The 25,894-nt window shown below is 60.5% G+C and carries 23 protein-coding genes; 15 read left to right on the forward strand and 8 right to left on the reverse strand.

Translation table 11 applies throughout. The annotated features are described in order from the left end of the window. Positions 1 to 48: 48 nt before the first annotated feature. Positions 49 to 678 (reverse strand): response regulator, encoded by a 630-nt coding sequence (locus BFN10_RS14315; protein WP_071490227.1) that lies wholly within the window; start codon positions 676 to 678, stop codon positions 49 to 51. Between the two features lie 18 nt (positions 679 to 696). Further along, on the reverse strand, positions 697 to 2,691 hold the full coding sequence (locus tag BFN10_RS14320) for a PAS domain-containing sensor histidine kinase (protein WP_071490228.1): 1,995 nt from the start codon (positions 2,689 to 2,691) through the stop codon (positions 697 to 699). A 77-nt stretch (positions 2,692 to 2,768) separates the two neighbouring features. Between BFN10_RS14320 and BFN10_RS14325 the strand changes: the two genes are divergently transcribed. Further along, complete coding sequence (locus tag BFN10_RS14325) at positions 2,769 to 3,743, forward strand: alpha/beta hydrolase family protein (protein ID WP_071490229.1); 975 nt, start codon at positions 2,769 to 2,771, stop codon at positions 3,741 to 3,743. A gap of 3 nt (positions 3,744 to 3,746) precedes the next feature. On the opposite strand, the gene BFN10_RS14330 is transcribed toward BFN10_RS14325, so the two are convergent. The 3 genes from BFN10_RS14330 to BFN10_RS14340 are packed head-to-tail and all read right to left on the reverse strand — an operon-like array spanning position 3,747 to position 6,212. Then, positions 3,747 to 4,514 (reverse strand): TerB family tellurite resistance protein, encoded by a 768-nt coding sequence (locus BFN10_RS14330; protein WP_071490230.1) that lies wholly within the window; start codon positions 4,512 to 4,514, stop codon positions 3,747 to 3,749. 1 nt (position 4,515) lies between these two features. Beyond that, the gene (murU, locus tag BFN10_RS14335; protein WP_071490231.1) at positions 4,516 to 5,190 is read right to left on the reverse strand and encodes an N-acetylmuramate alpha-1-phosphate uridylyltransferase MurU; all 675 of its coding nucleotides are present in this window, start codon (positions 5,188 to 5,190) and stop codon (positions 4,516 to 4,518) included. After that, positions 5,187 to 6,212 (reverse strand): aminoglycoside phosphotransferase family protein, encoded by a 1,026-nt coding sequence (locus tag BFN10_RS14340; protein WP_071490232.1) that lies wholly within the window; start codon positions 6,210 to 6,212, stop codon positions 5,187 to 5,189. The genes murU and BFN10_RS14340 overlap by 4 nt, the downstream gene beginning before the upstream one ends. 130 nt (positions 6,213 to 6,342) lie before the next feature. On the opposite strand from BFN10_RS14340, the gene BFN10_RS14345 reads away from it, so the two are divergent. From BFN10_RS14345 to BFN10_RS14395, 11 genes are all read left to right on the forward strand, one after another. Beyond that, positions 6,343 to 9,153, forward strand: coding sequence for an LPS-assembly protein LptD (locus BFN10_RS14345; RefSeq protein WP_071490233.1), 2,811 nt, complete (start codon positions 6,343 to 6,345; stop codon positions 9,151 to 9,153). Next, positions 9,128 to 10,456, forward strand: a complete 1,329-nt coding sequence (locus tag BFN10_RS14350) for a peptidylprolyl isomerase (protein WP_071490234.1) — start codon at positions 9,128 to 9,130, stop codon at positions 10,454 to 10,456. The genes BFN10_RS14345 and BFN10_RS14350 overlap by 26 nt, the downstream gene beginning before the upstream one ends. Further along, positions 10,453 to 11,442: a 4-hydroxythreonine-4-phosphate dehydrogenase PdxA gene (gene pdxA / locus BFN10_RS14355; protein ID WP_071490235.1), complete on the forward strand. Its 990-nt coding sequence runs from the start codon at positions 10,453 to 10,455 to the stop codon at positions 11,440 to 11,442. Before BFN10_RS14350 ends, pdxA begins: the two co-directional genes overlap by 4 nt. Further along, positions 11,439 to 12,251, forward strand: coding sequence for a 16S rRNA (adenine(1518)-N(6)/adenine(1519)-N(6))-dimethyltransferase RsmA (rsmA, locus tag BFN10_RS14360; RefSeq protein WP_071490236.1), 813 nt, complete (start codon positions 11,439 to 11,441; stop codon positions 12,249 to 12,251). Before pdxA ends, rsmA begins: the two co-directional genes overlap by 4 nt. A gap of 100 nt (positions 12,252 to 12,351) precedes the next feature. Next, on the forward strand, positions 12,352 to 12,732 hold the full coding sequence (gene apaG, locus BFN10_RS14365) for a Co2+/Mg2+ efflux protein ApaG (RefSeq protein ID WP_010206973.1): 381 nt from the start codon (positions 12,352 to 12,354) through the stop codon (positions 12,730 to 12,732). Then, a complete protein-coding gene (locus BFN10_RS14370; RefSeq protein ID WP_071490237.1) occupies positions 12,732 to 13,583 on the forward strand; it encodes a symmetrical bis(5'-nucleosyl)-tetraphosphatase in 852 nt (283 codons plus the stop codon). The genes apaG and BFN10_RS14370 overlap by 1 nt, the downstream gene beginning before the upstream one ends. A gap of 9 nt (positions 13,584 to 13,592) precedes the next feature. Beyond that, positions 13,593 to 13,922 (forward strand): thiosulfate sulfurtransferase GlpE, encoded by a 330-nt coding sequence (gene glpE, locus BFN10_RS14375; RefSeq protein ID WP_071490238.1) that lies wholly within the window; start codon positions 13,593 to 13,595, stop codon positions 13,920 to 13,922. Between the two features lie 285 nt (positions 13,923 to 14,207). Then, a complete protein-coding gene (locus tag BFN10_RS14380) occupies positions 14,208 to 16,130 on the forward strand; it encodes a PrkA family serine protein kinase (RefSeq protein WP_071490239.1) in 1,923 nt (640 codons plus the stop codon). A gap of 113 nt (positions 16,131 to 16,243) precedes the next feature. Beyond that, a complete protein-coding gene (locus BFN10_RS14385) occupies positions 16,244 to 17,515 on the forward strand; it encodes a YeaH/YhbH family protein (protein WP_017138057.1) in 1,272 nt (423 codons plus the stop codon). Further along, on the forward strand, positions 17,512 to 19,077 hold the full coding sequence (locus tag BFN10_RS14390; protein WP_071490240.1) for a SpoVR family protein: 1,566 nt from the start codon (positions 17,512 to 17,514) through the stop codon (positions 19,075 to 19,077). Before BFN10_RS14385 ends, BFN10_RS14390 begins: the two co-directional genes overlap by 4 nt. A gap of 63 nt (positions 19,078 to 19,140) precedes the next feature. Further along, on the forward strand, positions 19,141 to 20,373 hold the full coding sequence (locus BFN10_RS14395; protein WP_071490241.1) for a multifunctional CCA addition/repair protein: 1,233 nt from the start codon (positions 19,141 to 19,143) through the stop codon (positions 20,371 to 20,373). Between the two features lie 72 nt (positions 20,374 to 20,445). Here BFN10_RS14395 and folK read toward each other — a convergent pair whose 3' ends face one another. Continuing rightward, on the reverse strand, positions 20,446 to 20,964 hold the full coding sequence (gene folK / locus BFN10_RS14400) for a 2-amino-4-hydroxy-6-hydroxymethyldihydropteridine diphosphokinase (protein ID WP_071490242.1): 519 nt from the start codon (positions 20,962 to 20,964) through the stop codon (positions 20,446 to 20,448). Further along, positions 20,955 to 21,308, reverse strand: a complete 354-nt coding sequence (folB, locus tag BFN10_RS14405) for a dihydroneopterin aldolase (protein ID WP_071490243.1) — start codon at positions 21,306 to 21,308, stop codon at positions 20,955 to 20,957. The genes folK and folB overlap by 10 nt, the downstream gene beginning before the upstream one ends. 74 nt (positions 21,309 to 21,382) lie before the next feature. On the opposite strand from folB, the gene plsY reads away from it, so the two are divergent. Continuing rightward, complete coding sequence (gene plsY, locus BFN10_RS14410) at positions 21,383 to 21,952, forward strand: glycerol-3-phosphate 1-O-acyltransferase PlsY (protein ID WP_038843023.1); 570 nt, start codon at positions 21,383 to 21,385, stop codon at positions 21,950 to 21,952. A 24-nt stretch (positions 21,953 to 21,976) separates the two neighbouring features. Here the strand turns inward: plsY and tsaD are convergent, their stop codons facing one another. Continuing rightward, a complete protein-coding gene (tsaD, locus tag BFN10_RS14415; RefSeq protein ID WP_071490244.1) occupies positions 21,977 to 23,002 on the reverse strand; it encodes a tRNA (adenosine(37)-N6)-threonylcarbamoyltransferase complex transferase subunit TsaD in 1,026 nt (341 codons plus the stop codon). A gap of 202 nt (positions 23,003 to 23,204) precedes the next feature. Here tsaD and rpsU point away from each other — a divergent pair, with 202 nt between their 5' ends. Then, positions 23,205 to 23,420, forward strand: coding sequence for a 30S ribosomal protein S21 (gene rpsU / locus BFN10_RS28825; RefSeq protein WP_002551877.1), 216 nt, complete (start codon positions 23,205 to 23,207; stop codon positions 23,418 to 23,420). 445 nt (positions 23,421 to 23,865) lie between these two features. Next, positions 23,866 to 25,839 carry a DNA primase gene (dnaG, locus tag BFN10_RS14425; protein ID WP_071490245.1) on the forward strand — a complete coding sequence of 658 codons (1,974 nt, stop codon included), beginning with the start codon at positions 23,866 to 23,868 and terminating at the stop codon, positions 25,837 to 25,839. Positions 25,840 to 25,894 lie beyond the last annotated feature (55 nt).

The raw sequence follows: 25,894 nt of genomic DNA on the forward strand, positions 1-25,894 counted from the left end.
AAGAATGGGTTTGACGGTGTTTTGGGGGTGTCGTTATTAGATACGTCGCTAGAGGAGCTTGTGCTCCATGGCGTACTTCACCAGTTCAGCCAGTGAGGTGATGTTGAGCTTTTGCATCAACCGCGCCTTGTGCGTGCTGATGGTCTTGCTGCTCAGCGCCAGTTGCTGGGCGATGTCGTTGACGTTGGCACCCTGGGCCAGGCGTTCGAACACCGAGAATTCGCGCTCGGAAAGCAACGAATGCAGCGGCCGGGTATCGGTGAGGCCGACTTCGAAGACCATGCGGTCGGCCAGGTCCGGGTCGATGTAGCGCCCACCGGCCGCCACCTTGCGGATCGCCGTGAGCAACAGCGCCGGGTCACTGTCCTTGGTGGCATACCCGGCGGCGCCAACCTTCAAGGCGCGGGCGGCCATTTGCGCTTCGTCGTGCATCGACAACACCAGGATCGCCGGCGGATTGTTCAGCGCACGGATGCGCGCAATCGCTTCCAGGCCATTGACGCCGGGCATCGAGATGTCCAGCAACACCACCTCGCAAGGCACGTGACGCAAGGTCTCCAGCAACTGCTCGCCATTGCCGGCCTCACCGACCACCAGCAGGTCCTTGGCCAGGCCGATCAACTGCTTGATGCCTTCACGAACAATGGTGTGGTCTTCGGCTACCAGTACACGGATCACAGGGGCTTCCTCTTGGTGTTATGCATCCAACGGCACCGTGACGCTCAGGGTGGTGCCCTCCCCCAACTCGCTGTCCAGACTCAATTGCCCGCCCATGATCAGCACTCGCTCGCGCATGCCTACCAGACCGAACGACACCGGACGGCCCTGGGCCTGGACGAAACCGACGCCGTCATCACTGATGGTCAGCCGCAGATGCGTGCCTTCCACTGCCAGGGTCAGTTCGACAGTATGCGCCTGGGCATGGCGCATCACATTGGTCAGCGCCTCCTGCAGGATGCGGAACAGGCCGATGGCCTTGGCATCGCTCAAGGTCGGCAGGTTATCCGGCACCTGGACCAGGCAAGGGATGTGCGTGCGCGCCTCAAAACGCCGCGCCTGCCATTCGATGGCCGAGGCAATGCCGGCATCCAGAATCGGCGGGCGCAGCGCGGTCGCCACATCGCGTACCAATTGGAATAACTGGGCGATCAGGCGCTTCATACTGTTCAAGCGCTCGTGCAAACCGGGGTCGAGTTGCGCATAAGCCAGCTCGCACATCGAGGTTTCAAGCTTGAGCACTGTGAGCATCTGCCCAAGTTCGTCGTGTACTTCACGGGCGATGCGGGCCTTTTCTTCTTCGCGCACGGTTTCCAGGTGGGCAGAGAGTTCGCGCAACTGCGCTTCACTTTGCAGCAACGCGGCCAACGTCCGGCGCAGCTCGGTGACGTCGTTGAGGTAGACCACCAGGTACTCGGCCTCGGCAAACCGCAGAAAACTCAAGGACACGTTGGTCGGCAGGATGCTGCCATCGGCACGTCGGCAATCGGTGGCAAAGTTCTGCGGGCCGTCTTCGCTGGCCCGCGCGCGTTTCCACAGGTTGAGCCAGCGGTCCATATCCAGGCTTGGATCCAGGTCAGCCAATGGCCGCTCGATCAGTGCACCGGGGCTATAGCCGAGCATGCTTTCGGCGGCACGGTTGGCGTAGCGCACATGGCTGTCCCAGTTGACCCACAAGATGCCCACGGTGCTCTGATCAATGGAAAACTGCGTCAGCCGCAAGGCTTCGGCCCCCGCAGCGCGGGCGGCGCTTTCTTCGCGGGCGGCCAATAACCCTTGCTCGAGCACCCGTTGCTGGCGGCGCTGCCAGAACACGACAACCAGGCTGGCGAGCAAAAACAGGCCCAGCAACAGGCTGAGGTTTTGCCACAGGCCTGGGGTTTCCGTCAGGCGTGGATACTTGGGTTGCAGCCAGTGGCTATGCAATTGGTCCAGGTCGCGGGCGGGGATGGCGCGCAAGGCGCTTTCCATGATGCCGGCCAGCTCCGGCCACTCCCGGCGCGTGGCCACCCGCAACAACTGTGGCAGGCCAATATCCCCCACTACCGCCAGCCCGGCGAACTCCGCCTCGCCGGACAAGCGACTCAATTGCGCCTCGTCCACCACCGCATAGCGTGCCTGCTGGCTCACCAGTAGCTGCAGGGCCTGGCGCTCCATTGGCACGCCTTGCAGGTTGAGGCCGGGGTAGGTACTGCGCAGGTAATCCGCCACGGCGCTGGGCATGCGCACGGCAACGCGGGATTGCTCATCGAGTTTCTCCAACTCCACCGCGCCGCCGCCCTCGCGGATGCCGACAATGTGCTGCGGCACACGCATGTAAGGGTCGGTGAACAACCACAGGCGTAAACCGGCCGGGGTTTGTTGCAGGCCGGGGGCGATGTCCACCTCGCCCTCGCGCACAGCGGCTTCCAGTTGCTCCTGGTTGGGGAAGTTGCGCCAGGTCAGCTCGATGTTCAGCGCCTTGGCCAACCACTGCATCAAGTCGACATTCGCCCCGGACAATCGCTGCAAACGCCGGTCGTATTGCGCGTACGGTGCCTGCAATACCAGGCCCACCCGCAGTTCCGGGTGCTGGGCCAGCCACTCGCGTTGCTGCACATTGAGCTGCGCCTGGGGAGTGGCGGGCGCAGGGGCGGCATTTGCGATCAAGGCAAGGCAGCAACAGCCGATAACCAGCAGACAGCGAAAAACCATGATTGACGTCTCACATCACTGACAAATACTGACCAACCCATTAGGCTGCCGGAATCACTTCTGGCCGGGAATTTACGATGCCCTTTGTTCACCGTTCGGCACTGCCAGCATTGTGCCTGTCGCTACTTATTACCAGTGCCTTTTCCGTGCAGGCCGCTGACGCCCCCGCACCTGCCGCCGAAAAACCGGTCGAGCGCCAGCCTTTACCCGAGCGTAGCCAGGAGGAAGCCAGTGCACTGGAGCGCAAAATCCCGCAACAGGAACAGCAACAATTGCAGGCCGGCAGCGATTCATTCCTGGCCCTGTGGAAACCGGCCAACAGCGCCGAGCCCGAAGGTGTGGTGATTATCGTACCGGGCGCCGGCGAAAGTGCTGACTGGCCGCAAGCAATCAGCCCGTTGCGGCACAAATTGCCGGATGCCAATTGGGGCTCCCTCAGCCTGTCGCTGCCGGATGTGAGCGTGGATACGCTGCCACCACGTGTGATGGAAGCGCCCAAGGCTACCGTCGACACCAGCAGCAAGGAAGCGAGCACCGCCGACAAACCTATCGAACAAGCCGCCAGCGCCGAAGCCGAAGGCACCGACCCGGCCGTGGTGCCTGGCGCCGATGAACAGGACAAGACCGACGCTACGCGCATTTTCGCGCGCATCGACGCCGCCGTGGCCTTCGCCCAGACCCAGAGCGCACGCAGCGTGGTGCTGCTCGGCCATGGCACCGGCGCCTGGTGGGCCGCACGTTATTTGAGCGAGAAGCAGCCGTCCCAGGTGCAGAAGTTCGTCATGATCGCAGCGCAGACGCCCACCGGTCGTCACCCGGATGTGCAACAACTGGCCCCGGGCCTGAAGTTGCCGACCGCCGATGTGTTCTATCAAGACAGCGCTCAATCACGCAAAAACGCACTGGCCCGTGCCCAGGCGGCCAAGCGTTTGAAGAATGATGGCTATAAACAGGTGTCGTTGAAAGCCCTGCCCGGCAACAGTGATGCCGGGCAGGAGCAGTTGTATCGCAGGGTTCGCGGCTGGTTGAGCCCGCAGGCCAGTGTCGACTGAAACCTAGCGGAAATCCCGGCGCTCGCGAATCAACGTATAGGCGTTGTGCAATTCACGGGTACGCTCGGTCGCCTCACGCACCTGCGCGGGGCTGGCACCCGTGCCGGCAATCTTGTCCGGGTGATGGCGACTGAGCAGGCGGCGATAAGCACGCTTGATTGCCGATGGCTCGGTGGTGGCCGTCACCCCCAGCAAGCGCAACGCCTCCTGATAAGTGACGCCGCGACTGACCAATGGCCTGTACTCAGGCTTGAAGTCAGCGGCCAATGCCTGGAGCTGTTGTGGCGTCCAGCCCAGCCATTTGCCCCACAGGTCGATCAGGTCGCGTTCGGCGTCATCCGCCTTGCCATCGGCCCACGCCATACGCCAGCATGCGCGCAAGACACCTTCGGCGGCGTGGGGCTGGGCCTTGAGCACACGCAGGTAGCTGCGCATCCGGTCAGCGCCGGACTTGCCGCGATTGAACGCCGCTATCGCACGGCGCTGGGCCGACTCGGTCATGTCCAGCGAACGCATCTCCTGGCGCGCCTGCTGGATATGCCCATCCACCACGCGCCCATTGCTCTTGGCCAGGCGCCCCAGCAACACAAACAACAACTCGTCATTGCGCAACGCCGGGCGCCCGCCCAGGCGCTCGCGCAATTGGGCCCAACTGTGCAGTTGCAGGCGGCGGTCCAGCGCCTGCCCCAACAGTGCACCCAACATGGCCCCCGGAATACTGGCAATGGCAAAGCCAGCCCCCGCGCCGATCAGCGTCCCTGGCCACAGCATGCTACTGCCCCGCTGCCAGCAGGGTTTCGACCTGCGCCAGGCGCTCCAGCGTGCCGACATCAATCCAGCGTCCCGCCATGTGTTCCCCCGTTACCAGACCTTTGGCCATGGCTGCCCGCAACAGCGGCGCCAGCTTGAAGGCACCCGCGCTGCACCCCGCGAACAGCCTGGGGTCGAGCACGGAAATGCCACTGAAGGTCAGGTTATCGGCACCGGCCGCCGCATCATGAAGCAAACCCTGATCCAGGTAGAAATCGCCACCCGAAGGGTGATGCGCCGGGTTATCGACCATCACCAGATGGGCCAGGCCCTTGAGCGGTTGCTTGAGCCGGGTGAAGTCGTAATCGGTCCAGATGTCGCCGTTGACCACCAGGAACGGTTCGTCGCCCAGCAACGGCAGCGCCTGGAAAATCCCGCCGCCGGTTTCCAGCGGTTCGCCTTCGGCTGAGTAACGGATGCGCACGCCAAACTGTGCACCATCCCCCAGGTAACTCTCGATCTGTTGGCCGAGCCAGGCGTGATTGATCACGATATCGGTGAAGCCCGCCTTGGCCAGAGCCTCCAGGTGATACTCGATCAGGCGCTTGCCACCGGCCTGCACCAGCGGCTTGGGCGTATGCAAGGTGAGCGGCCGCATCCGCTCACCTTTGCCGGCCGCCAGGATCATCGCCTTCATACGCTTGCCTCGGCGGGCTGGCGCAGGCTGGCGAGCAATTCACCCAGTTCGCTCAGCTCCGGGCGGTCGGCGAGCACCGCTTCTATATACGCAAAGAAGCGCGGCACATCGGCTAGGTAACGTGGCTTGCCATCGCGATGGCAGATCCGCGCGAAGATGCCGATGACCTTGAGGTGGCGCTGCACGCCCATCAGGTCGCTGGCACGCAGGAAGTCTTCGAAGTCCGCCTGCACCGGGATGCCCAGTTTCGCGGCACGCTCCCAATAGCCGCGCTGCCAGTCCCGCACGCGGGCCTTGGGCCAACTGAGGAACGCGTCCTTGAACAGGCACGTGATGTCATAGGTGACCGGCCCGTAGACCGCATCCTGGAAATCCAGCACGCCCGGGTTCGGCTCGCTGATCATCAGGTTGCGCGGCATATAGTCGCGGTGCACCAGCACGTTCGGCTGCGCCAGGGCGCTGTCGATCAGGTGGTCACTGACGCGCTGCCAAAGCGCTTGTTGCTGTGTATCCAACTCGATACCCAGGTGCCGGCGGACGTACCACTCGGGAAACAATTCCAGCTCGCGGCGCAGCAAGGCGACGTCATAGCTGGGCAGCGGCGCGTCCATCGGCAACTGCTGGAAAGCCAGCAAGGCGTCGATGGCATCGGCAAACAAGTGATCGGCATTTTTGTCGTCAATCACGTCCAGGTAGGTTTTTTTGCCCAGGTCATTGAGCAAAAGAAAGCCTCGCGGCAAATCTTCTGCATAAATTTTTGGAACATTTATGCCCGACTTCGCCAGCAAATGAGCGATATCGACGAAAGGTTTGCAGTTTTCCTGGGGGGGTGGAGCGTCCATTACGACAAAGGTCCGGCCCCCCCCTTCCCAACGGAAGTAGCGCCTGAAACTCGCGTCGCTGCTGGCCGCGGTCAATGTGGCCGGGGGGACGGCGCCCCAGCCTTGAGTGTTGAAAAGGATCGGCAACTGCTCTTCCAGCCAGGCTTCCAGCTGTTGTAAACGTAGATCTTGCTCGGGCATTACAAGGGTCTCCGACGGCGCTAGCCGTCAAGCGGGGCATGCTTTATTATCACGCATCTTTTTCAGACCATCGAGAGGCGTGCGGCCCAAACCGCGGGCAGATGGCACGCAGGAAGCCCGGACTAATAAGATGGCATTGAAATCCCCCGCGTTTCGTAGAAAATTTCCGTTGCTGGTAACCGGCAGTCTGCTGGCCCTGCAACCCTTCGCCACTTCATTCGTGGTCGCCGCGGAACAGTATGACTGCTCAGTCTCTGCTTCGGGTGCCTGGGATTGCGCGCCAAAAACCGCCGCAACCCCACTACCACCACGCCCGGTGCATGACGGTGCAGCCGTCAGCTCCGCCAACAGCACGGCGCAGGCCGATGCTGGCGGCAACGCCGAGGCCGAGCCCAAGACCGCTCTGGTCACCGAAGCCAAGGGCCGTGGCCTGCGTTCGCGCAGCGCCGACTACAGCCACCTGGACTGGGTGCCCCGCGACAAGCTGACCGCAGCACAGTTGGCCGAAACCGGCCCTTACTGCGGCGGTGCGTACATCGAGCCGACGCGTCCTGGCATGAACGACAAGACGAACAAGAGCGATGCGCCCACCTTCATCGGTGCCAAGGCCTCTCGTTACGAGCAGGAACAACAGGTGGCAACCCTGGCCGGTGACGTCGTCATGCGCCAGGGCAGCATGCAACTGGAATCCGAGGAAGCCAGTCTGTACCAGGCCGAGAACCGTGGCGAGCTGAACGGCAACGTTCGTTTACGCGACAACGGCGCATTGATCGTCGGCGATCACGCCGAAGTCCAGCTGGACACTGGCGCCGCCCAGATCGACAACGCCGAATATGTGATGCACAAATCGCGTATCCGCGGTAACGCGCTGTACGCCAAGCGTGCCGAGAACGCGATCATCCGTCTCAAGGACGGTACGTACACCACCTGCGAGCCAGACAGCAACGCCTGGCAGCTCAAGGGCAACAACATCACGTTGAACCCGGCCACCGGTTTCGGTACGGCCACCAACGCGACGTTGCGGATCAAGAACATCCCGATCCTGTACACCCCTTATATCTATTTCCCGATCGACGATCGTCGTCAATCCGGCTTCCTGCCGCCAAGCTTCAGCACTGGCAGCGAGACTGGCTTTACCCTAGTTACGCCGTACTACTTCAACCTGGCGCCGAACTATGACGCCACGTTGTACCCGCAGTACATGACCAAGCGTGGCCTGTTGATGGAAGGCGAATTCCGCTACCTCACCAAGTCCAGTGAAGGCCAGTTCGGCGGGGCCTACCTGAACGATGACAGCGACGAGCGTAAACTTCAGACCGACTACTCAAAAAGTCGCTACATGCTGAATTGGCGGCATCAGGGCGGGTTAGATTCACGTATAGCGACTCAGGTTGATTACACGAAAATCAGCGATCCTTATTATTTCCAGGACCTCAAGTCCTACCAGGAAGGAGTTGAGAGCCGTACCTTCTTGAACCAGCAAGGGTCCGTGAGCTATCGGGGCGACTCCTTCAAAGCTGGCTTGAATGTCCAGGCATACCAGTTGGCAACGATTTCCCAGATCACGCCGTATGACCGACTGCCTCAGATTACGTTTAATGGCACCCTGCCTTATCATCCAGGGGGCTTGAACTTCACCTATGAGACTGAAGCTGTTCGCTTTGAACGTAGCCTTGAGAAAGGTACGTTTACAAACGAGGATGGGACTGTATCGGCTCGTTTGGATACAAACGTTACAGGCCTGACCCGTGCAAACGGTACTCGCTTGAACGCAGCACCTGCGGTCGACTATCCAATGAACTGGACCTATGGTTTTATTACGCCAAAGCTCAAGTACGTCTACACCAAATATGATCTGGATCTGGATAGTACTGGTAGGGACCAGATTGTTGCGGCTCAAAATGCGGCAACAGCAAGCAATCCTTATGCTGGTGGCACGTTCAAAAGCTCACAGGATCGTGCAGTCCCTATTGCCAGCATCGATAGCGGCCTGTACTTCGACCGCAATACGAACTGGTTCGGAAAAGAATACCGGCAAACGCTGGAACCACGCGCTTACTACCTCTACGTCCCCAATAAGGACCAGAGCGACATTCCAGTGTTCGACACTAGCGAATACTCTTTCAGCTACGCTTCGCTTTTCCGTGATAACCGTTTTGTTGGCTCTGACAGGATCGGCGATGAAAACAAACTGTCTCTGGGCCTCACCAGCCGCTGGATCGAAGAAAATGGCTTTGAACGTCAACGCGTCAGCGTTGGTCAATCCTTGTATTTCAAAGACCGCGAGGTTCAACTGCCTGGCGTCCTAGCAGCTGACCGTGCCGACGCGCAATCCGACGTATCGCCCATCGCCTTGGAATATGAGTTTCGCTTCAACCGCGATTGGCGTGCTACTGCCGATTACAACTGGGATACCGAGAATCATTCCCCACGCTCTGGCAGTGCTATGTTCCACTACCAGCCAGAAGACAATCCGAACAAAGTCGTCAACCTCGGCTACCGCTATCGTAACGACCAGGTGGTCTACAACCAGTTGACCGGTAAATGGCAGTTCGGTGGCGACTTCGGGCAAGAGGGTGATCCGAACTTCGTGAAGGATTACTACAAGATCCAGCAACACGACTTCTCGATGATGTGGCCGATCATTCCACAATGGAACCTGATCACTCGCTGGCAGTACGACTATGCCCGCAACCGTACCCTGGAAGCCTTCGGTGGTTTCGAGTACGACAACTGCTGCTGGAAACTGCGCGTCATCAACCGTTACTGGGTTTCCAACGACGAATACAGCCAGATCGCCCCGCTTAACGAAAAGGGTGACCACGGGCTCTTCTTCCAGATCGTCCTCAAAGGACTCGGCGGCCTGACCGGCGCCAAGGTAGAGAGCTTCCTCGACAAAGGCATTGAAGGTTATCGTGAACGTGAAGACCAAGCTTTCTGATTGTCTGCGCCCGCTAGTGCTGGGCGCGCTGTTCCTGGGTGCCGCATCTGTGCACGCTGCGGTTCAAGAACTGGATAAGGTCGTGGCCATCGTCGATAACGACGTGATCATGCAGAGCCAACTGGACCAGCGCGTCAAGGAAGTCCAGCAAACCATCGCCAAGCGTGGCGGTGGTGTGCCGCCGACCAGTGTCCTGGACCAGCAGGTACTGGAACGCCTGATCGTCGAGAACCTGCAACTGCAGATCGGCGATCGTTCCGGCATCCGTATTTCGGACGAAGAACTGAACCAGGCCGTTGGCACCATTGCCCAGCGCAACAACATGAGTATCGATCAATTCCGCGCGGCGCTGGCCCACGATGGCCTTTCGTATGAAGACGCCCGTGACCAGATCCGTCGTGAAATGATCATCAGCCGTGTGCGTCAGCGCCGTGTTGCCGAGCGGGTCCAGGTGTCCGAGCAGGAAGTGAAGAACTTCCTGGCATCGGACCTTGGCAAGATGCAACTCTCCGAAGAACTGCACCTGGCCAATATCCTGATCCCGACACCGGACAGCGCCAACTCCGAGCAGCTCAATGCCGCCGCCGCCAAGACCCAGGCTATCTATGATCGCCTCAAGGCCGGTGCTGATTTCGCCCAGATGGCCATTGCCCAATCTGGTAGCGACAACGCCCTCGAGGGCGGCGACATGGGCTGGCGTAAAGCCGCTCAGTTGCCACCTCCGTTCGACCGTGAACTGAGCGCCATGGCCGTGGGTGATATCACCAATCCAGCCCGCACCCCAGGTGGTTTCATCATCCTGAAGTTGCTGGAGCGTCGCGGTGGCGAGACCTCGCTTAAAGACGAAGTGCATGTTCGTCATATCCTGGTCAAACCAAGCGAAATCCGCACCGAAGCGCAAACCAAGGAACTGGCCCAGAAGATCTACGACCGCATCGAAAGCGGTGAAGACTTCGCCACCCTGGCCAAGAGTTTCTCGGAAGACCCGGGCTCAGCCCTCAACGGCGGCGACCTGAACTGGATCGACCCGAAAGCCCTGGTGCCGGAGTTCCAGCAGGTGATGGCCGATACGCCGCAGGGCGTGTTGTCCAAGCCGTTCAAGACCCAATATGGCTGGCATGTGCTGGAAGTCCTTGGCCGTCGCGCCACCGACAACACCAGCCAGGCCCGCGAGCAACAAGCGCTGAACGTACTGCGTAACCGCAAATACGATGAAGAACTGCAGACCTGGCTGCGTCAGATCCGTGACGAAGCCTACGTTGAAATCAAGCTACCAGGCGCCCCGGCAGGCACCGAGCAGTGAAACCCCAGCGTTTCGCGGTGACACCCGGCGAGCCGGCCGGCATTGGTCCTGACCTGTGCCTGCTGCTCGCCTCGCAACCCCAGCCACACCCCCTGATCGCCATTACCAGCCGTGACCTGCTCCTTGAGCGGGCCGCGCAACTGGGTGTGGCAGTCACTTTGCTTGACGTGGCACCGGGCAACTGGCCGGACCTGCCCGCCCCCGCCGGCAGCCTGTATGTGTGGGACACCCCACTGCAGGCCAAAGTCGTCGCCGGGCAACTGGACAAGGCCAACGCGGTGTTCGTACTCGAAACCCTGACCCGCGCCGGGCAAGGCTGCATCGACGGCGACTTCGCCGGCATGATCACCGCCCCCGTGCACAAGGGCGTGATCAACGAATCCGGCATCGCCTTTTCCGGCCACACCGAATTCCTTGCCGAACTGACCCACACTGAGCAAGTGGTGATGATGCTGGCCACGCGCGGCCTGCGGGTCGCCCTGGTGACCACGCACCTGCCACTGCGCGACATTGCCGATGCCATCACCGTCGAGCGACTGGAGCGCGTGACACGCATCCTGCACGCCGACCTGCAACAGAAGTTCGGCATCGCCCAACCGCGCATCCTGGTCTGTGGGCTTAACCCCCACGCCGGTGAAGGCGGCCACTTGGGCCACGAAGAAATCGACATCATCGAACCCACTCTGGAGCGTCTGCGCCAAGAAGGCATGGACCTGCACGGCCCGCTGCCTGCCGACACTCTGTTTACCCCCAAATATCTGGAGCACTGCGATGCAGTGCTGGCGATGTACCACGACCAGGGACTGCCGGTGCTTAAATACAAAGGCTTCGGCGCCGCCGTCAACGTGACATTGGGCTTGCCGATCATCCGCACCTCCGTCGACCATGGCACCGCCCTGGACCTGGCGGGCAGCGGCAGGATCGATACCGGTAGCCTGCACGTGGCCCTGGAAACCGCCTATCAGATGGCCGAGACCCGTATATGACTGAGCATTACCAACACCGGGCGCGCAAGCGCTTCGGGCAAAACTTCCTGCACGACGCTGGCGTGATCGACCGCATCCTGCGCTCCATCCATGCCAAGCCCGAAGACCGTCTGCTGGAAATCGGCCCGGGCCAGGGCGCGCTGACCCAAGGCCTGCTGGCCAGCGGCGGCCAACTGGATGTGGTGGAGCTGGACAAGGACCTGATCCCGATTCTCAACCAACAGTTCGCTGGCAAGCCCAACTTCAACCTGCATCAGGGTGATGCGCTGAAGTTCGACTTCAACACCCTCAATGCCGCGCCCAACAGCCTGCGCGTGGTGGGTAACCTGCCGTACAACATCTCCACGCCGCTGATTTTCCACCTGCTGAACAACGCCGGGATCATCCGCGACATGCACTTCATGCTGCAAAAGGAAGTGGTCGAACGACTCGCGGCAGGCCCTGGCGGTGGTGATTGGGGTCGCCTGTCGATCATGGTTCAGTACCACTGCCGCGTCGAACACCTGTTCAACGTCGGTCCGGGGGCCTTCAACCCGCCGCCGAAGGTCGATTCGGCGATTGTGCGCCTGGTGCCCCACGCGGTACTGCCGCACCCGGCCAAGGACCATCGCCTGCTGGAACGCGTCGTACGCGAAGCCTTCAACCAGCGCCGCAAGACCCTGCGCAACACGCTCAAGGCCTTGCTGAGCAATGCCGAGATCGAAGCTGCCGGCGTCGATGGCAGCCTGCGTCCCGAGCAACTGGACCTGGCCGCGTTCGTACGCCTGGCCGACCAGTTGGCCATCCAGCCTGCGCCCGCAGCGCAATAGAGCATCCCGAGGATAGGCCAGACAGCATGTCTGGCCTAGTGCCCACCTCTTGGCCTAGACTGACCCGCATCTGCTGTCCTCTGCTTTTAAGGCCTCTTGCATGTCCGATCCTCGCTACCAGATCGACGTCAGCGTCGTCACCCGCTTCCTGGCGGACCAATCGCAACCTGAACAGAACCGCTTCGCCTTTGCCTACACCATCACGGTGAAAAACAACGGGCTGGTACCGGCCAAGTTGCTCTCACGCCACTGGGTGATCACCGACGGTGACGGCCAGGTCGAAGAAGTGCGCGGCGCAGGCGTGGTCGGCCAGCAGCCACTGATCGACAGCGGCGCCAGCCACACCTACAGCAGCGGCACGGTGATGACCTCCAAGGTCGGCACCATGCAAGGCTCGTATCAAATGAAGGCCACCGACGGCCAACTGTTCGACGCCATCATCGCACCGTTCCGTCTTGCCGTGCCGGGAGCCCTGCACTGATGACGACGTATGCGGTCGGCGACCTGCAAGGTTGCCTGGAGCCGCTCAAGTGCCTGCTTGAGCGCGTAGCCTTCGATCCGGCAAGTGACCGCCTGTGGTTGGTCGGTGACCTGGTCAATCGCGGCCCGCAGTCCCTGGAGACGCTGCGCTACTTATATAGCCTGCGCGATTCCCTGGTGTGCGTATTGGGCAACCACGACCTGCACCTGCTGGCGGCCGGCAACAACATCGAGCGCCTGAAAAAGGGCGATACCTTGCGGGAAATCCTCGAAGCGCCCGATCGCGCCGCGTTGCTCGACTGGTTGCGCCGCCAGAAAATCATGCATTACGACGAAGGCCGTAACGTGGCCCTGGTCCATGCAGGCATCCCGCCCCAATGGTCATTGAAGAAAGCACTCAAGTGCGCCGCTGAAGTCGAGAGCGCCCTGGCCGATGACAATCTGTACACCGCCTACCTCGACGGGATGTACGGCAACGAGCCGGTGAAGTGGGACAACGACCTGACCGGCGTCGCACGCCTGCGAGTTATCACCAACTACTTCACGCGCATGCGCTTCTGCACCGCCGAGGGCAAGCTGGACCTCAAGAGCAAGGAAGGCGCCGACACCGCGCTTCCCGGCTATAAGCCTTGGTTCGCCCACAAAGAACGCAAGACCCGTGACACCAGGATCATTTTCGGTCACTGGGCTGCACTTGAAGGCAAGTGCGATGAGCCTGGCGTATTCGCCCTCGACACCGGTTGCGTGTGGGGCGGCGCCATGACGCTGATGAACGTCGACACCGGCGAGCGTTATAGCTGCCAGTGCCAATCCCCCCCGCCCGTTACATTGCCGGCTACCGCCAGGCCCTAGGAGCCATCCATGAGCGAATTCAAACGTATCCCTCCCGAACAAGCCCAGGCCCTGCGCGAGAAAGGTGCCGTGGTGGTCGATATCCGCGACCAGCCGACCTACAACGCCGCGCACATCACCGGTGCCAGGCATCTGGACAACGTCAACATCGCCGACTTCATCCGCGCCGCAGACCTTGACGCACCGGTAATCGTGGCCTGCTACCACGGCAACTCCAGCCAGAGCGCGGCGGCCTACCTGATCAGCCAGGGCTTCTCCGACGTCTACAGCCTGGACGGCGGCTTTGAGCTGTGGCGTACGACCTATCCTGCGGAAATTTCCTCGGGCGATTCGCAATAATTTTTTTCACACCCCGCTACCCCGCGTGACGCTTGGGCTTGCGCCGTTTCTGACGAACGGCGCAGCCAAACTAATTGCGCATCGCGCCTTGACCTCTCCGATTCCGAACTATCCTTAAGCGCAGGCCATCCGAATCAGGGGAGAGCCGGTACACCGGCGTGCGGGTCATCGGTAGCGTTTCAGGGTGTTCTGGGGGGAAAACAGCCATTGGCGTCTGCCAATGTCTGCCAGCATCGACTGATTGATCCGGCGTCGGCTCCACGTATCGAGCGAGGTGACGACGTCATGAGTATTTTTAGCCACTTCAAAAACCGCTTCGAATCCACACAGCAGGAAGAACTCACGCTGCAAGAGTATCTCGAGCTGTGCAAACAGGATCGCAGCACCTATGCGTCTGCCGCCGAACGTTTGCTGCTGGCGATAGGCGAGCCGCAACTGATAGACACCTCGAACAATTCGCGGCTGTCGCGAATATTCTCCAACAAGGTGATACGTCGCTACCCGGCCTTTGAAGACTTCCATGGGATGGAAGAATGCATCGACCAGATCGTCTCCTACTTCCGCCATGCCGCCCAAGGCCTGGAAGAGAAGAAACAGATCCTCTACTTGCTCGGCCCCGTCGGCGGCGGCAAGTCGTCCCTGGCCGAGAAGCTCAAACAACTGATCGAGAAGGTGCCCTTCTACGCCATCAAGGGCTCGCCGGTCTTCGAGTCGCCCCTGGGCCTGTTCAACGCCACGGAAGATGGCGCGATCCTCGAAGAAGACTTCGGCATCCCGCGCCGCTACCTCAACACCATCATGTCGCCCTGGGCCACCAAGCGCCTGGCCGAGTTCGGCGGTGACATCAGCCAGTTCCGCGTGGTCAAGCTCTACCCGTCCATCCTCAATCAGATCGGCGTGGCCAAGACCGAACCGGGCGATGAGAACAACCAGGACATCTCGGCCCTCGTGGGTAAGGTCGATATCCGCAAACTCGAGGAATTCCCGCAGAACGACGCCGACGCCTACAGCTATTCCGGCGCACTGTGCCGGGCCAACCAGGGCCTGATGGAGTTCGTGGAGATGTTCAAGGCACCGATCAAGGTGCTGCACCCACTGCTTACCGCCACCCAGGAAGGCAACTACAACAGTACCGAAGGCCTCGGTGCGATTCCGTTTACCGGGATCCTGCTGGCCCACTCCAACGAATCGGAGTGGCACACCTTCCGCAACAACAAGAACAACGAAGCCTTCATCGACCGGATCTATATCGTCAAGGTGCCTTACTGCCTGCGGGTCAGCGATGAAATCAAGATCTACGACAAGCTGCTGTTCAACAGTTCCCTGTCCAAGGCGCATTGCGCACCCGACACCTTGAAGATGCTTGCCCAGTTCACCGTGCTGTCACGCCTCAAGGAGCCGGAAAACTCGAATATTTACTCGAAGATGCGCGTGTACGACGGCGAAAACCTCAAGGACACCGACCCCAAGGCCAAGTCGATACAGGAGTATCGCGACACGGCCGGTGTGGATGAGGGCATGAACGGCCTGTCGACGCGCTTTGCGTTCAAGATCCTGTCCAAGGTCTTCAACTTCGACCCTCACGAAATTGCCGCCAACCCGGTGCACTTGCTCTATGTGCTGGAACAGCAGATCGAACAGGAGCAATTCCAGGCGGAAACCCGCGAACGCTACCTGCGCTTCCTCAAGGAATACCTGGCGCCGCGCTACATCGAGTTCATCGGTAAGGAAATCCAGACTGCGTACCTGGAGTCCTACAGCGAGTACGGCCAGAACATCTTCGACCGCTACGTGCTGTACGCCGACTTCTGGATCCAGGACCAGGAATACCGCGACCCGGAAACCGGCGAGATCCTCAACCGCGTCGCCCTCAACGAGGAACTGGAAAAGATCGAAAAACCCGCCGGCATCAGCAATCCGAAGGATTTCCGCAACGAAATCGTCAACTTCGTGCTGCGCGCCCGCGCCAACAACAATGGCAAGAACCCGACCTGGCTCAGCTACGAGAAGCTGCGGGTGGTCATCGAGAAGAAAATGTTCTCCAACACCGAGGACTTGCTGCCGGTCATCAGCTTCAACGCCAAGGCCAGCAAGGAGGATCAGCAAAAACACAACGACTTCGTCACACGAATGGTCGAGCGCGGCTACACCGACAAACAGGTACGGCTGCTGTCCGAGTGGTACCTGCGGGTGCGCAAATCGCAGTAAGGCAGCGACAGGCGTGCGCTGCCGGGCTTCTGGCCTGGCAGCCGACCGCTTGTCTCTAAGCTTCCAGCTCGCCGCTTGAAGCTTGTAACGTGAAGCTGCCCGGAGGGCTCCCCATGAGCTATGTGATCGACCGACGCCTCAATGGCAAGAACAAGAGCACGGTAAACCGCCAGCGTTTCCTGCGGCGTTACCGTGACCACATCAAAAAGGCCGTAGAAGAGGCCGTCAGTCGCCGCTCCATCACGGACATGGAGCATGGCGAACAAATCAGCATTCCCGGACGGGACATTGACGAACCGGTACTGCACCACGGCCGGGGCGGTAAACAGACCGTCGTGCACCCCGGCAACAAGGAGTTCACCACCGGCGAGCATATCCAGCGTCCCCAAGGGGGTGGCGGCGGCAAAGGTCCGGGCAAGGCGGGCAACTCCGGCGAAGGCATGGACGAGTTCGTGTTCCAGATCACCCAGGAAGAATTCCTCGAATTCATGTTCGAGGACCTGGAACTGCCCAACCTGGTCAAGCGCAACCTGACCGGCACCGACACCTTCAAGACCGTACGCGCGGGTATCAGCAACGAGGGCAACCCCTCGCGCATCAACATCATCCGTACCCTGCGCTCGGCCCATGCCCGGCGTATCGCACTGTCGGGCAGCAGCCGCGCCAAACTGAAGGAGGCCAAGGAAGAGTTGGCGCGCTTGAAGCGTGAAGAACCGGACAACTTCGGCGATATCCAGCAAATAGAGGCAGAAATCGAGAAGCTCAGCGCGCGCATTCACCGCGTGCCGTTCCTCGATACCTTTGACTTGAAATACAACCTGCTGGTCAAGCAACCCAACCCCAGCTCCAAGGCCGTGATGTTCTGCCTGATGGACGTGTCCGGCTCCATGACCCAGGCCACCAAGGACATCGCCAAGCGCTTCTTCATCCTGCTGTATCTGTTCCTCAAGCGGAACTACGACAAGATCGACGTGGTATTTATCCGCCATCACACCAGCGCCCGGGAAGTCGACGAAGAGGAGTTCTTTTATTCACGGGAAACCGGCGGCACCATCGTCTCCAGCGCCTTGAAGCTGATGCAGGAGATCATGGCCGAGCGCTACCCGGCCAATGAGTGGAACATCTACGCCGCGCAAGCCTCGGACGGTGACAACTGGAACGACGACTCACCCATCTGCCGCGACATCCTGATCAACCAGATCATGCCGTTCGTGCAGTACTACACGTATGTCGAAATTACCCCCCGTGAGCACCAGGCGCTGTGGTTCGAATACGAGCGCATCGGCGAAGCCTTCGCCGACACGTTCGCCCAGCAGCAACTGGTCTCGGCCGGCGATATCTACCCGGTCTTCCGTGAACTCTTCCAGCGCAGGTTAGTGACATGACCGCCAAAAAAGAGCAAAAACGCCAACCCATCTCCACGGGGTCAGAGTGGACCTTTGAACTGATCCAGGCTTATGACCGGGAAATCAGCCGCATCGCCGCGGGGTATGCCCTGGACACCTACCCCAACCAGATCGAAGTGATTACCGCCGAACAGATGATGGATGCCTACGCCTCGGTGGGCATGCCGCTGGGCTATCACCACTGGTCCTACGGCAAGCACTTCCTCAGCACCGAAAAGTCCTACACCCGCGGCCAGATGGGCCTGGCCTACGAGATCGTGATCAACTCTGACCCGTGCATCGCCTACCTGATGGAAGAAAACACCATCTGCATGCAGGCACTGGTGGTGGCCCACGCCTGCTACGGGCATAACAGCTTCTTCAAGGGCAACTACCTGTTCCGCACCTGGACCGACGCCAGTTCGATCATCGATTATCTGGTGTTTGCCAAGCAGTACATCATGCAGTGCGAGGAGCGCCACGGCATCGATGCGGTAGAGGACCTGCTCGACTCCTGCCACGCGCTGATGAACTACGGTGTCGACCGCTACAAGCGTCCCTACCCGATTTCCGCCGAGGAAGAACGCCTGCGCCAGAAGGAGCGCGAAGAACACCTGCAGAAGCAGATCAATGACCTGTGGCGCACCATTCCTAAAAAAACAGGCAAGAACAGCGACAAGGACAACGCACGCTTCCCCGCCGAACCTCAGGAAAACATCCTCTATTTCCTGGAAAAACACGCACCGTTGCTGGAGCCCTGGCAGCGGGAAATCGTGCGGATCGTGCGCAAGATCGCGCAGTATTTTTATCCACAGCGCCAGACCCAGGTGATGAACGAAGGCTGGGCCACGTTCTGGCACTACACACTGATGAATGACCTGTACGACGAAGGCCTGGTCACCGACGGCTTCATGATGGAATTCCTCACCTCCCACACCAGCGTGGTCTTCCAACCCGGCTTCGACAGCCCTTACTACAATGGCATCAACCCTTATGCGCTGGGCTTTGCGATGTACCGCGATATCCGCCGCATGTGCGAGCACCCCACCGAAGAAGACCGCCGCTGGTTCCCGGAAATCGCCGGCAGCGACTGGCTCTCCACCATCAAGTTCGCCATGAGCAGCTTCAAGGACGAGAGTTTTATCCTGCAGTACCTGTCACCTCAGGTGATCCGCGACCTCAAGCTGTTCAGCATCCTCGACGACGACCTCAAGGATGACCTGGTGGTGCCGGCCATCCACGACGAGCCTGGCTATCGCACCATCCGTGAAACCCTGGCGGCGCAGTACAACCTGGGCAACCGCGAGCCCAACGTGCAGATCTACAGTATCGACGTGCGCGGCGACCGCTCGCTGACCCTGCGGCACCAGCAGCACGATCGCAAACCTTTGGGAGAATCCACCGAGGAAGTACTCAAGCACCTGCATCGGCTGTGGGGCTTCGATATTCACCTGGAAACCCTGCAAGGCGATCAGGTGATGAAGACCCACCATGTGCCACCGCGCAGCGATCACAACGACAACGACTACGGGCGCCTGGACCTGGCTGTCGTTCATCTCTGAAACAGCAAAGCCTCCATTGGTCAGGCACAGGCGGTATCCTGTGCCGCTAACGGAGGCTTTTTCATGAAAACCTATAAAGTCGGCGGTGCGGTACGGGATCGCCTCTTGGGCATCCCGGTCACCGATATTGACCGCGTCGTGGTGGGCGCGACTGCCGAAGAGATGCTCGCCAAGGGCTATAAGCCGGTGGGCGCAGACTTCCCAGTGTTCCTCGATCCAACGAACGGCGACGAGTACGCCCTCGCCCGCACCGAACGCAAGAGTGGCCGGGGTTACGGCGGCTTTGTGTTTCACGCGAGCCCCGAAGTGACGCTGGAAGAAGACCTGATCCGTCGCGACCTGACCATCAACGCCATGGCGCAAGACGATGACGGTAACTTGATCGACCCTTATCACGGCCAACGCGATCTTCAAGCGCGCATTCTGCGCCACGTTTCCCCGGCGTTCGCCGAAGATCCCCTGCGCGTACTGCGAGTGGCACGATTTGCTGCACGTTATGCGCCCCTGGGGTTCACCGTCGCGCCGGAAACACTGGAGCTGATGCGCCAACTCAGCGAATCCGGCGAACTGGAAGCCCTGACGCCGGAGCGCAGCTGGAAAGAAATCTGCCGGGCGCTGATGGAAGATCAACCTCAGGTGTTTATTCAGGTACTGCGTGACTGCCAGGCCCTGAAAACCTTGATGCCCGAAGTCGATGCACTGTTCGGCGTGCCACAACCCGAAGCCCATCACCCGGAAATCGACACCGGCGTGCACACCCTCAGCGTGCTAGAACAAGCCGCCTTGCATCAACAGCCACTGACTGTGCGCTGGGCCTGCCTGCTCCACGACTTGGGCAAGGGTACGACGCCTGTGGATAAGTTGCCGCAGCACATCGCCCACGAACACCGGGGCTTGAAGCTGATCAAGGCGGTCAACGAACGCTTCAAGGTGCCGAGGGATTGCCAGGAATTAGCACTGCTGGTGGGCCAATATCACACCCACGGCCATCGCGCTCTGGAGCTGAAGGCCTCGACATTGCTGGAGTTGCTGCAAAGCTTCGACGTGTACCGGCGGCCACAGCGCTTTGAAGAGTTCGTGGTCGCCTGCGAGATGGACGCCCGAGGCCGCAAGGGCCTGGAGCAAAGAAGTTATCCACAGGCGGATTATTTGCGCGGAGCGGCAAAAGCAGCTCGCGAGGTTGCGGTGGCCCCCCTGCTGGAGAAAGGCTTCAAAGGCCCGGAGCTGGGTGAGGCGCTCAAGCGCGAACGGCTCAAGGCACTAAAAACCTACAAGGAACAACACGCACTCATTTAGGAGCGAGCTTGCTCGCGAAGAACGTCAACGATAACGCAGCGCTCTCCGGTTTTTCGCGAGCAAGCCCGGCTCCTACAGGAGAGCGCCCGGCGTCAGTTGTCGGCCCTGCCATTCAAACGCGACAGGCGCCAGCACTTGGTCGATCTGCGTATCGCGCCACAAATCGGCCAGCGTCTTGCCCACCTCAGGATGCACGCGTTCCGGCGCCATCAGCGACAGCGGCCACAACACAAAGGCGTTTTTCAGGATTTCCGCACGCGGCAAAACCAAACCATCGAAATTGCCCACCAGATCGCCATACAACAACACGTCGATATCCAACGGCAGCCCTTTGCGGTCCGGCGCATAACGACCGTTGTCGGCCTCGATGAATTTCAACCGGCGATCCAGTTCCATCAACGGCAGATCGGTATACGCCGACACCACCAGATTGAAGAACGGCCCACTCTTGATGCCCACCGGCTGGCTTTCGAACACCGCCGAGCAACGCATATCGGTCAAGAAACTCGCCAGCGCATCCAAGCCGGCGCACAGGTGAGACTCGCGCTCGATATTGCTGCCTAGGCCAAGGTAAACCTGAGTTAGCGACATCCGCGCTCGATCTCCACGCCCACGCCTTTGGCAGCCGGCACGGCACCAGGCTTGGTCAGCTTGAGGTGCAGCCAGGGAATCTGGAATTCATTCATCAACACTTGCGCGAGGCGTTCGGCAAAGGTTTCCACCAGTTGGTACTGAGATTGCTCGGCAAAGGCCTGGATGCGCGCGGACACGCTGGCGTAATCCAGCGCAAGGGTCAGGTCGTCACCGGCCGCAGCCGGGCGGTTGTCCCAGGCAAAGCTCAGGTCCAGGCGCAGGCATTGGCGGATTCCGCGCTCCCAGTCGTAGGCCCCGATGACGGTGTCGACTTCCAGGCCTTCGATAAACACTCTGTCCAAGCACTCTTCTCCGCAGCACGACAAGGGCGCGATGCCCCGTTAGAATCAGGGCGTCCTCGCCCGGAATAGTTAGCATGTTTTGGTCACTGGCGATCTTCGCCTACCTGCTCGGCTCGCTGTCCTTCGCCATTTTGCTCAGCCGCCTGACGGGAAATCCCGATCCGCGAATGAGTGGCTCAGGCAATGCCGGCGCCACCAATATGTTGCGCCTGGCCGGCAAGAAACTCGCCGTACTGACGCTACTGGGCGACCTGTGCAAGGGCTTGTTGCCCGTGCTGATCGCCAGCCTCGCCGGCCTGCCCCTGCAACAACAGGCCTGGATCGGCGTCTGCGCGGTCCTGGGCCATCTGTTTCCCCTGTACTTCCGCTTTCGTGGCGGCAAAGGCGTCGCCACGGCGGCCGGCATGTTGCTGGGGATCTACCCACCGGCAGCATTACTGGCTGTACTTGCCTGGCTGTTGACGTTCTACCTGACCCGCACCAGCTCGCTCGCCGCACTGATCGCCACCCCGCTCACCCTGCCGCTACTGGCCTGGCAAGAGCCGGCGGCGCTGCTGCCGATGAGCGTGCTGACACTGCTGATCGTCTGGCGCCACCGTGGCAATTTACGCGACCTGTTTGCCGGGCGCGAACGGCATTTTTAAATACCGTCAATTCAGGTTGCGGTGTTACAGCGGCGACAACTGCTCCATCGGCCAGCGCGCCTGCACGCTGATCGCCAGGTTTTCATGCTGCCCGGCCTGCAGGCGCTGGCAACCGGCGTAGGCGATCATCGCGCCGTTGTCGGTGCAGAACTCCGGACGTGCGTAGAACACATCGCCCTTCATATCGCTGAGCATTTTTTCCAGCGAAGTGCGCAAAGCCTTGTTGGCACTGACGCCGCCGGCGATCACCAGGCGCTTCATGCCCGCCTGTTTCAGGGCGCGCTTGCACTTGATGGTCAAAGTCTCCACCACGGCCTGCTGGAACGCCAGCGCGATGTCGCAACGGGCTTGCTCACTGTCGTCCCCGGCGCTGACGCTCTGCTGCCAGGTGTTCAGCGCGGAGGTTTTCAAGCCGCTGAAGCTGAACATCAGGCCTGGGCGATCACACATCGGGCGCGGGAAGGTGTAGCGACCTGCAACACCCTTTTCGGCGAGGCGTGCGATTTCCGGGCCACCCGGATAATTGAGGCCCATCATCTTCGCGGTCTTGTCGAACGCCTCACCGGCGGCGTCATCCAGGGATTCACCCAAAAGGGTGTATTGGCCAATGCCATCCACCTGAACCAACTGCGTATGGCCGCCCGAAACCAACAAAGCGACGAACGGGAACTGTGGCGGGGTTTTCTCCAGCATCGGAGCCAACAAATGGCCTTCCATATGGTGCACGCCGAGCGCCGGAATGCCCCAGGCAAACGCCAGCGCCTGGGCGCAAGAGGCCCCAACCAGCAGGGCCCCGACCAATCCGGGGCCGGCCGTGTAGGCGATAGCGTCGATCTCGGTCGGCACGCAGCCGGCCTCGTCCAGCACCTGGCGGATCAGGGGCAGCATGCGCTTGACGTGATCACGGCTGGCCAGCTCCGGCACCACGCCGCCATAGGCACGGTGCAGGTCGATCTGGCTGAACAGCGCATCGGCCAGGAGCCCGCGTTCACTGTCGTAAAGTGCGACACCGGTTTCGTCGCAGGAGGTTTCAAGTCCCAGTACTAGCATGGGTTTGCGCCTTGTAGAGGCTGAATTCGAAGGCGCGCATAATAGTCGCCACTCCCCCTCCCGACTAGCGGTTTTCGATCAGAGGCTTTGCATTCCGGGCAATGAGGGGTTAACATCCGCAACCCTTAAAAACCGACGACCTCAGCCGCGAATTTTTTGCGACGAGAACGTTGATCCCGGTAATGAAAGAAGGTAGCTCTGGATGCCAGCCGTCAAAGTTAAAGAGAACGAACCCTTCGACGTAGCTCTGCGTCGTTTCAAGCGCTCCTGCGAAAAAGCCGGTGTACTGGCTGAAGTTCGTAGCCGCGAATTTTACGAGAAGCCAACTTCTGAGCGTAAGCGTAAAGCAGCAGCCGCTGTTAAGCGTCACGCCAAGAAAGTTCAGCGCGAACAGCGCCGCGCCGTTCGTCTGTACTAATACACAGACGTTCGTAGCAAGCTTCTGCCAAGCCCGGCCCTCAGCCGGGCTAATGGCATTTGCGGATATCGCTTGATGCTTCACCGTTGACGCCGCACATGCGACCGAGACAACTGCTTCACACGTCAGGACTGGCTCTTTTGCCAGCGGTGCACGTCTCTTCTGACGAGCCTATCAAGGCTACTGACGAGCACACTCATTCTGTAAACAGCCGACCAACCGTGTCGACTGCGCCCAACGAGGCGTTTCCGAGGCCCGTCACCGGCCAAGACCGGGCGCCGGGGCAACATTTCCACACCGAAGACTGATCAGAAACTAACGTCAGTGAATATTCGGCAGATACACTTCCGTACACCCCATGCAGTCGCTGGATGCTCGAGCACTCGATACGTGCGCTTGAACACCTCACGGGCCCTCATTTACACGCAGTGATGACGAGAACGCCATGGCCGGGCTGATTCCCCAGAGCTTTATTGACGACCTTCTGAACCGCACCGACATCGTCGATGTGGTCAGCTCGCGCGTGCAAATGAAGAAGGCCGGCAAGAACTACACCGCTTGCTGCCCGTTCCATAAGGAAAAGACTCCGTCGTTCAGCGTCAGCCCGGACAAGCAGTTCTACTACTGCTTTGGCTGCGGCGCGGGCGGCAATGCCCTCGGCTTCATCATGGACCACGACAACCTGGACTTCCCCCAGGCCGTCGAGGAACTGGCAAAAGCCGCCGGCATGGAAATCCCTCGCGAAGAAAGCGGCCGCCCGCACAAACCGCGGCAACCCACCGATTCGCCGCTGTACCCGCTGCTGACCGCCGCTGCCGACTTCTACCGTCAGGCGCTTAAAAGCCATCCGCAGCGCAAGGCCGCCGTCGACTACCTCAAGGGACGCGGCCTCACCGGCGAAATCGCCCGCGACTTCGGCCTGGGGTTCGCCCCGCCCGGCTGGGACAACCTGTACAAGCACCTGAGCAGTGACACCCTCCAGCAAAAAGCCATGATCGACGCCGGCCTGCTGGTGGAGAACGCCGAGACCGGCAAACGCTATGACCGCTTCCGCGACCGCGTGATGTTCCCGATCCGCGACAGCCGCGGCCGCATCATCGCCTTTGGTGGCCGGGTGCTGGGAGACGACAAGCCCAAGTACCTGAACTCCCCGGAAACCCCGGTGTTCCACAAAGGCCAGGAACTCTACGGCCTGTTCGAGGCGCGCAAGAACAACCGCAACCTCGACGAGATCATCGTGGTTGAAGGCTATATGGACGTGATTGCGCTCGCCCAACAAGGCTTGCGCAACGCGGTCGCCACCCTGGGCACCGCCACCAGCGAAGAACACATGAAACGCCTGTTTCGCGTGGTGCCCAGCGTGCTGTTCTGCTTCGACGGCGACCAGGCTGGCCGCAATGCCGCATGGCGCGCGCTCGAAGCCACGCTGTCGAGCCTGCAGGATGGACGCCGTGCGCGCTTCCTGTTCCTGCCCGAAGGCGAAGACCCGGACACCCTGGTGCGCTCCGAAGGCACCGACGCATTTCGCGCGCGCATCAATCAACATGCGCAGCCGTTGGCCGACTACTTCTTCCAGCAACTGACCGAAGAAGCAGATCCACGCTCACTCGAAGGCAAGGCCCACATGGCTACCCTCGCGGCACCGTTGATTGATAAGGTCCCAGGCGCCAACCTGAAGTCCCTGATGCGCATGCGCCTGCTGGAAATCACTGGGCTCAGTGGCGAAGCCGTCAGCCAGCTGGTGCATAACGCACCGCATGACGCAGCGCCACCGGCCTACGACCCAGGCATGGATTACGACGCCATGCCGGACTACTCCGACTTCCACCAACCCCAGGAGGCCTACGCGCCCCAACAGGAGTGGACGCCGAAGAAACCCGGTGCCGGCGGCAAGAAATGGGACAAGAAACCCTGGAGCAAGAACGGCAAGCGCGGTGACGGCGATGAGGCCTACGCCCCGCGCACCCCGGTTGCCGTGGAAGCGCCGACGTTGATTGCCCTGCGCACGCTCATCCACCACCCGCATCTGGCGGAGAAGGTCGAGAGCGCCGATCACTTTGCCAACGAGAGCAACACCTACGCCCAGGTACTGATCGCCCTGATCGAGGCGGTACAGAAAAATCCTAAGCTAAACTCAATTCAATTGATGGCTCGCTGGCATGGCACCGAACAAGGCCGCTTGCTCAAAGCGCTCGCGGAAAAGGAGTGGCTAATTGACGGTGACAACCTTGAACAACAGTTTTTAGACACCATTACTAGGTTATCTGCGGGTCAGCACACGCAGACCCTCGATGAACTCATCAAGAGAGCAAGGCAGCCGGGATTGTCGGCTGAAGAGCAAATTCAGATAGCAAAACAGATGCGCGACCTCTTAAAACAGAATGTTTCCGCATCAAACCCGACCTCAGCTGGCGTGTGAGGTCATAGCTCGGGTATAATCCTCGGCTTGTTTTTTGCCCGCCAAGACCTTCAGT

The sequence above is a fragment of the Pseudomonas extremorientalis genome (assembly GCF_001870465.1).
Taxonomy (GTDB): domain Bacteria; phylum Pseudomonadota; class Gammaproteobacteria; order Pseudomonadales; family Pseudomonadaceae; genus Aquipseudomonas; species Aquipseudomonas extremorientalis.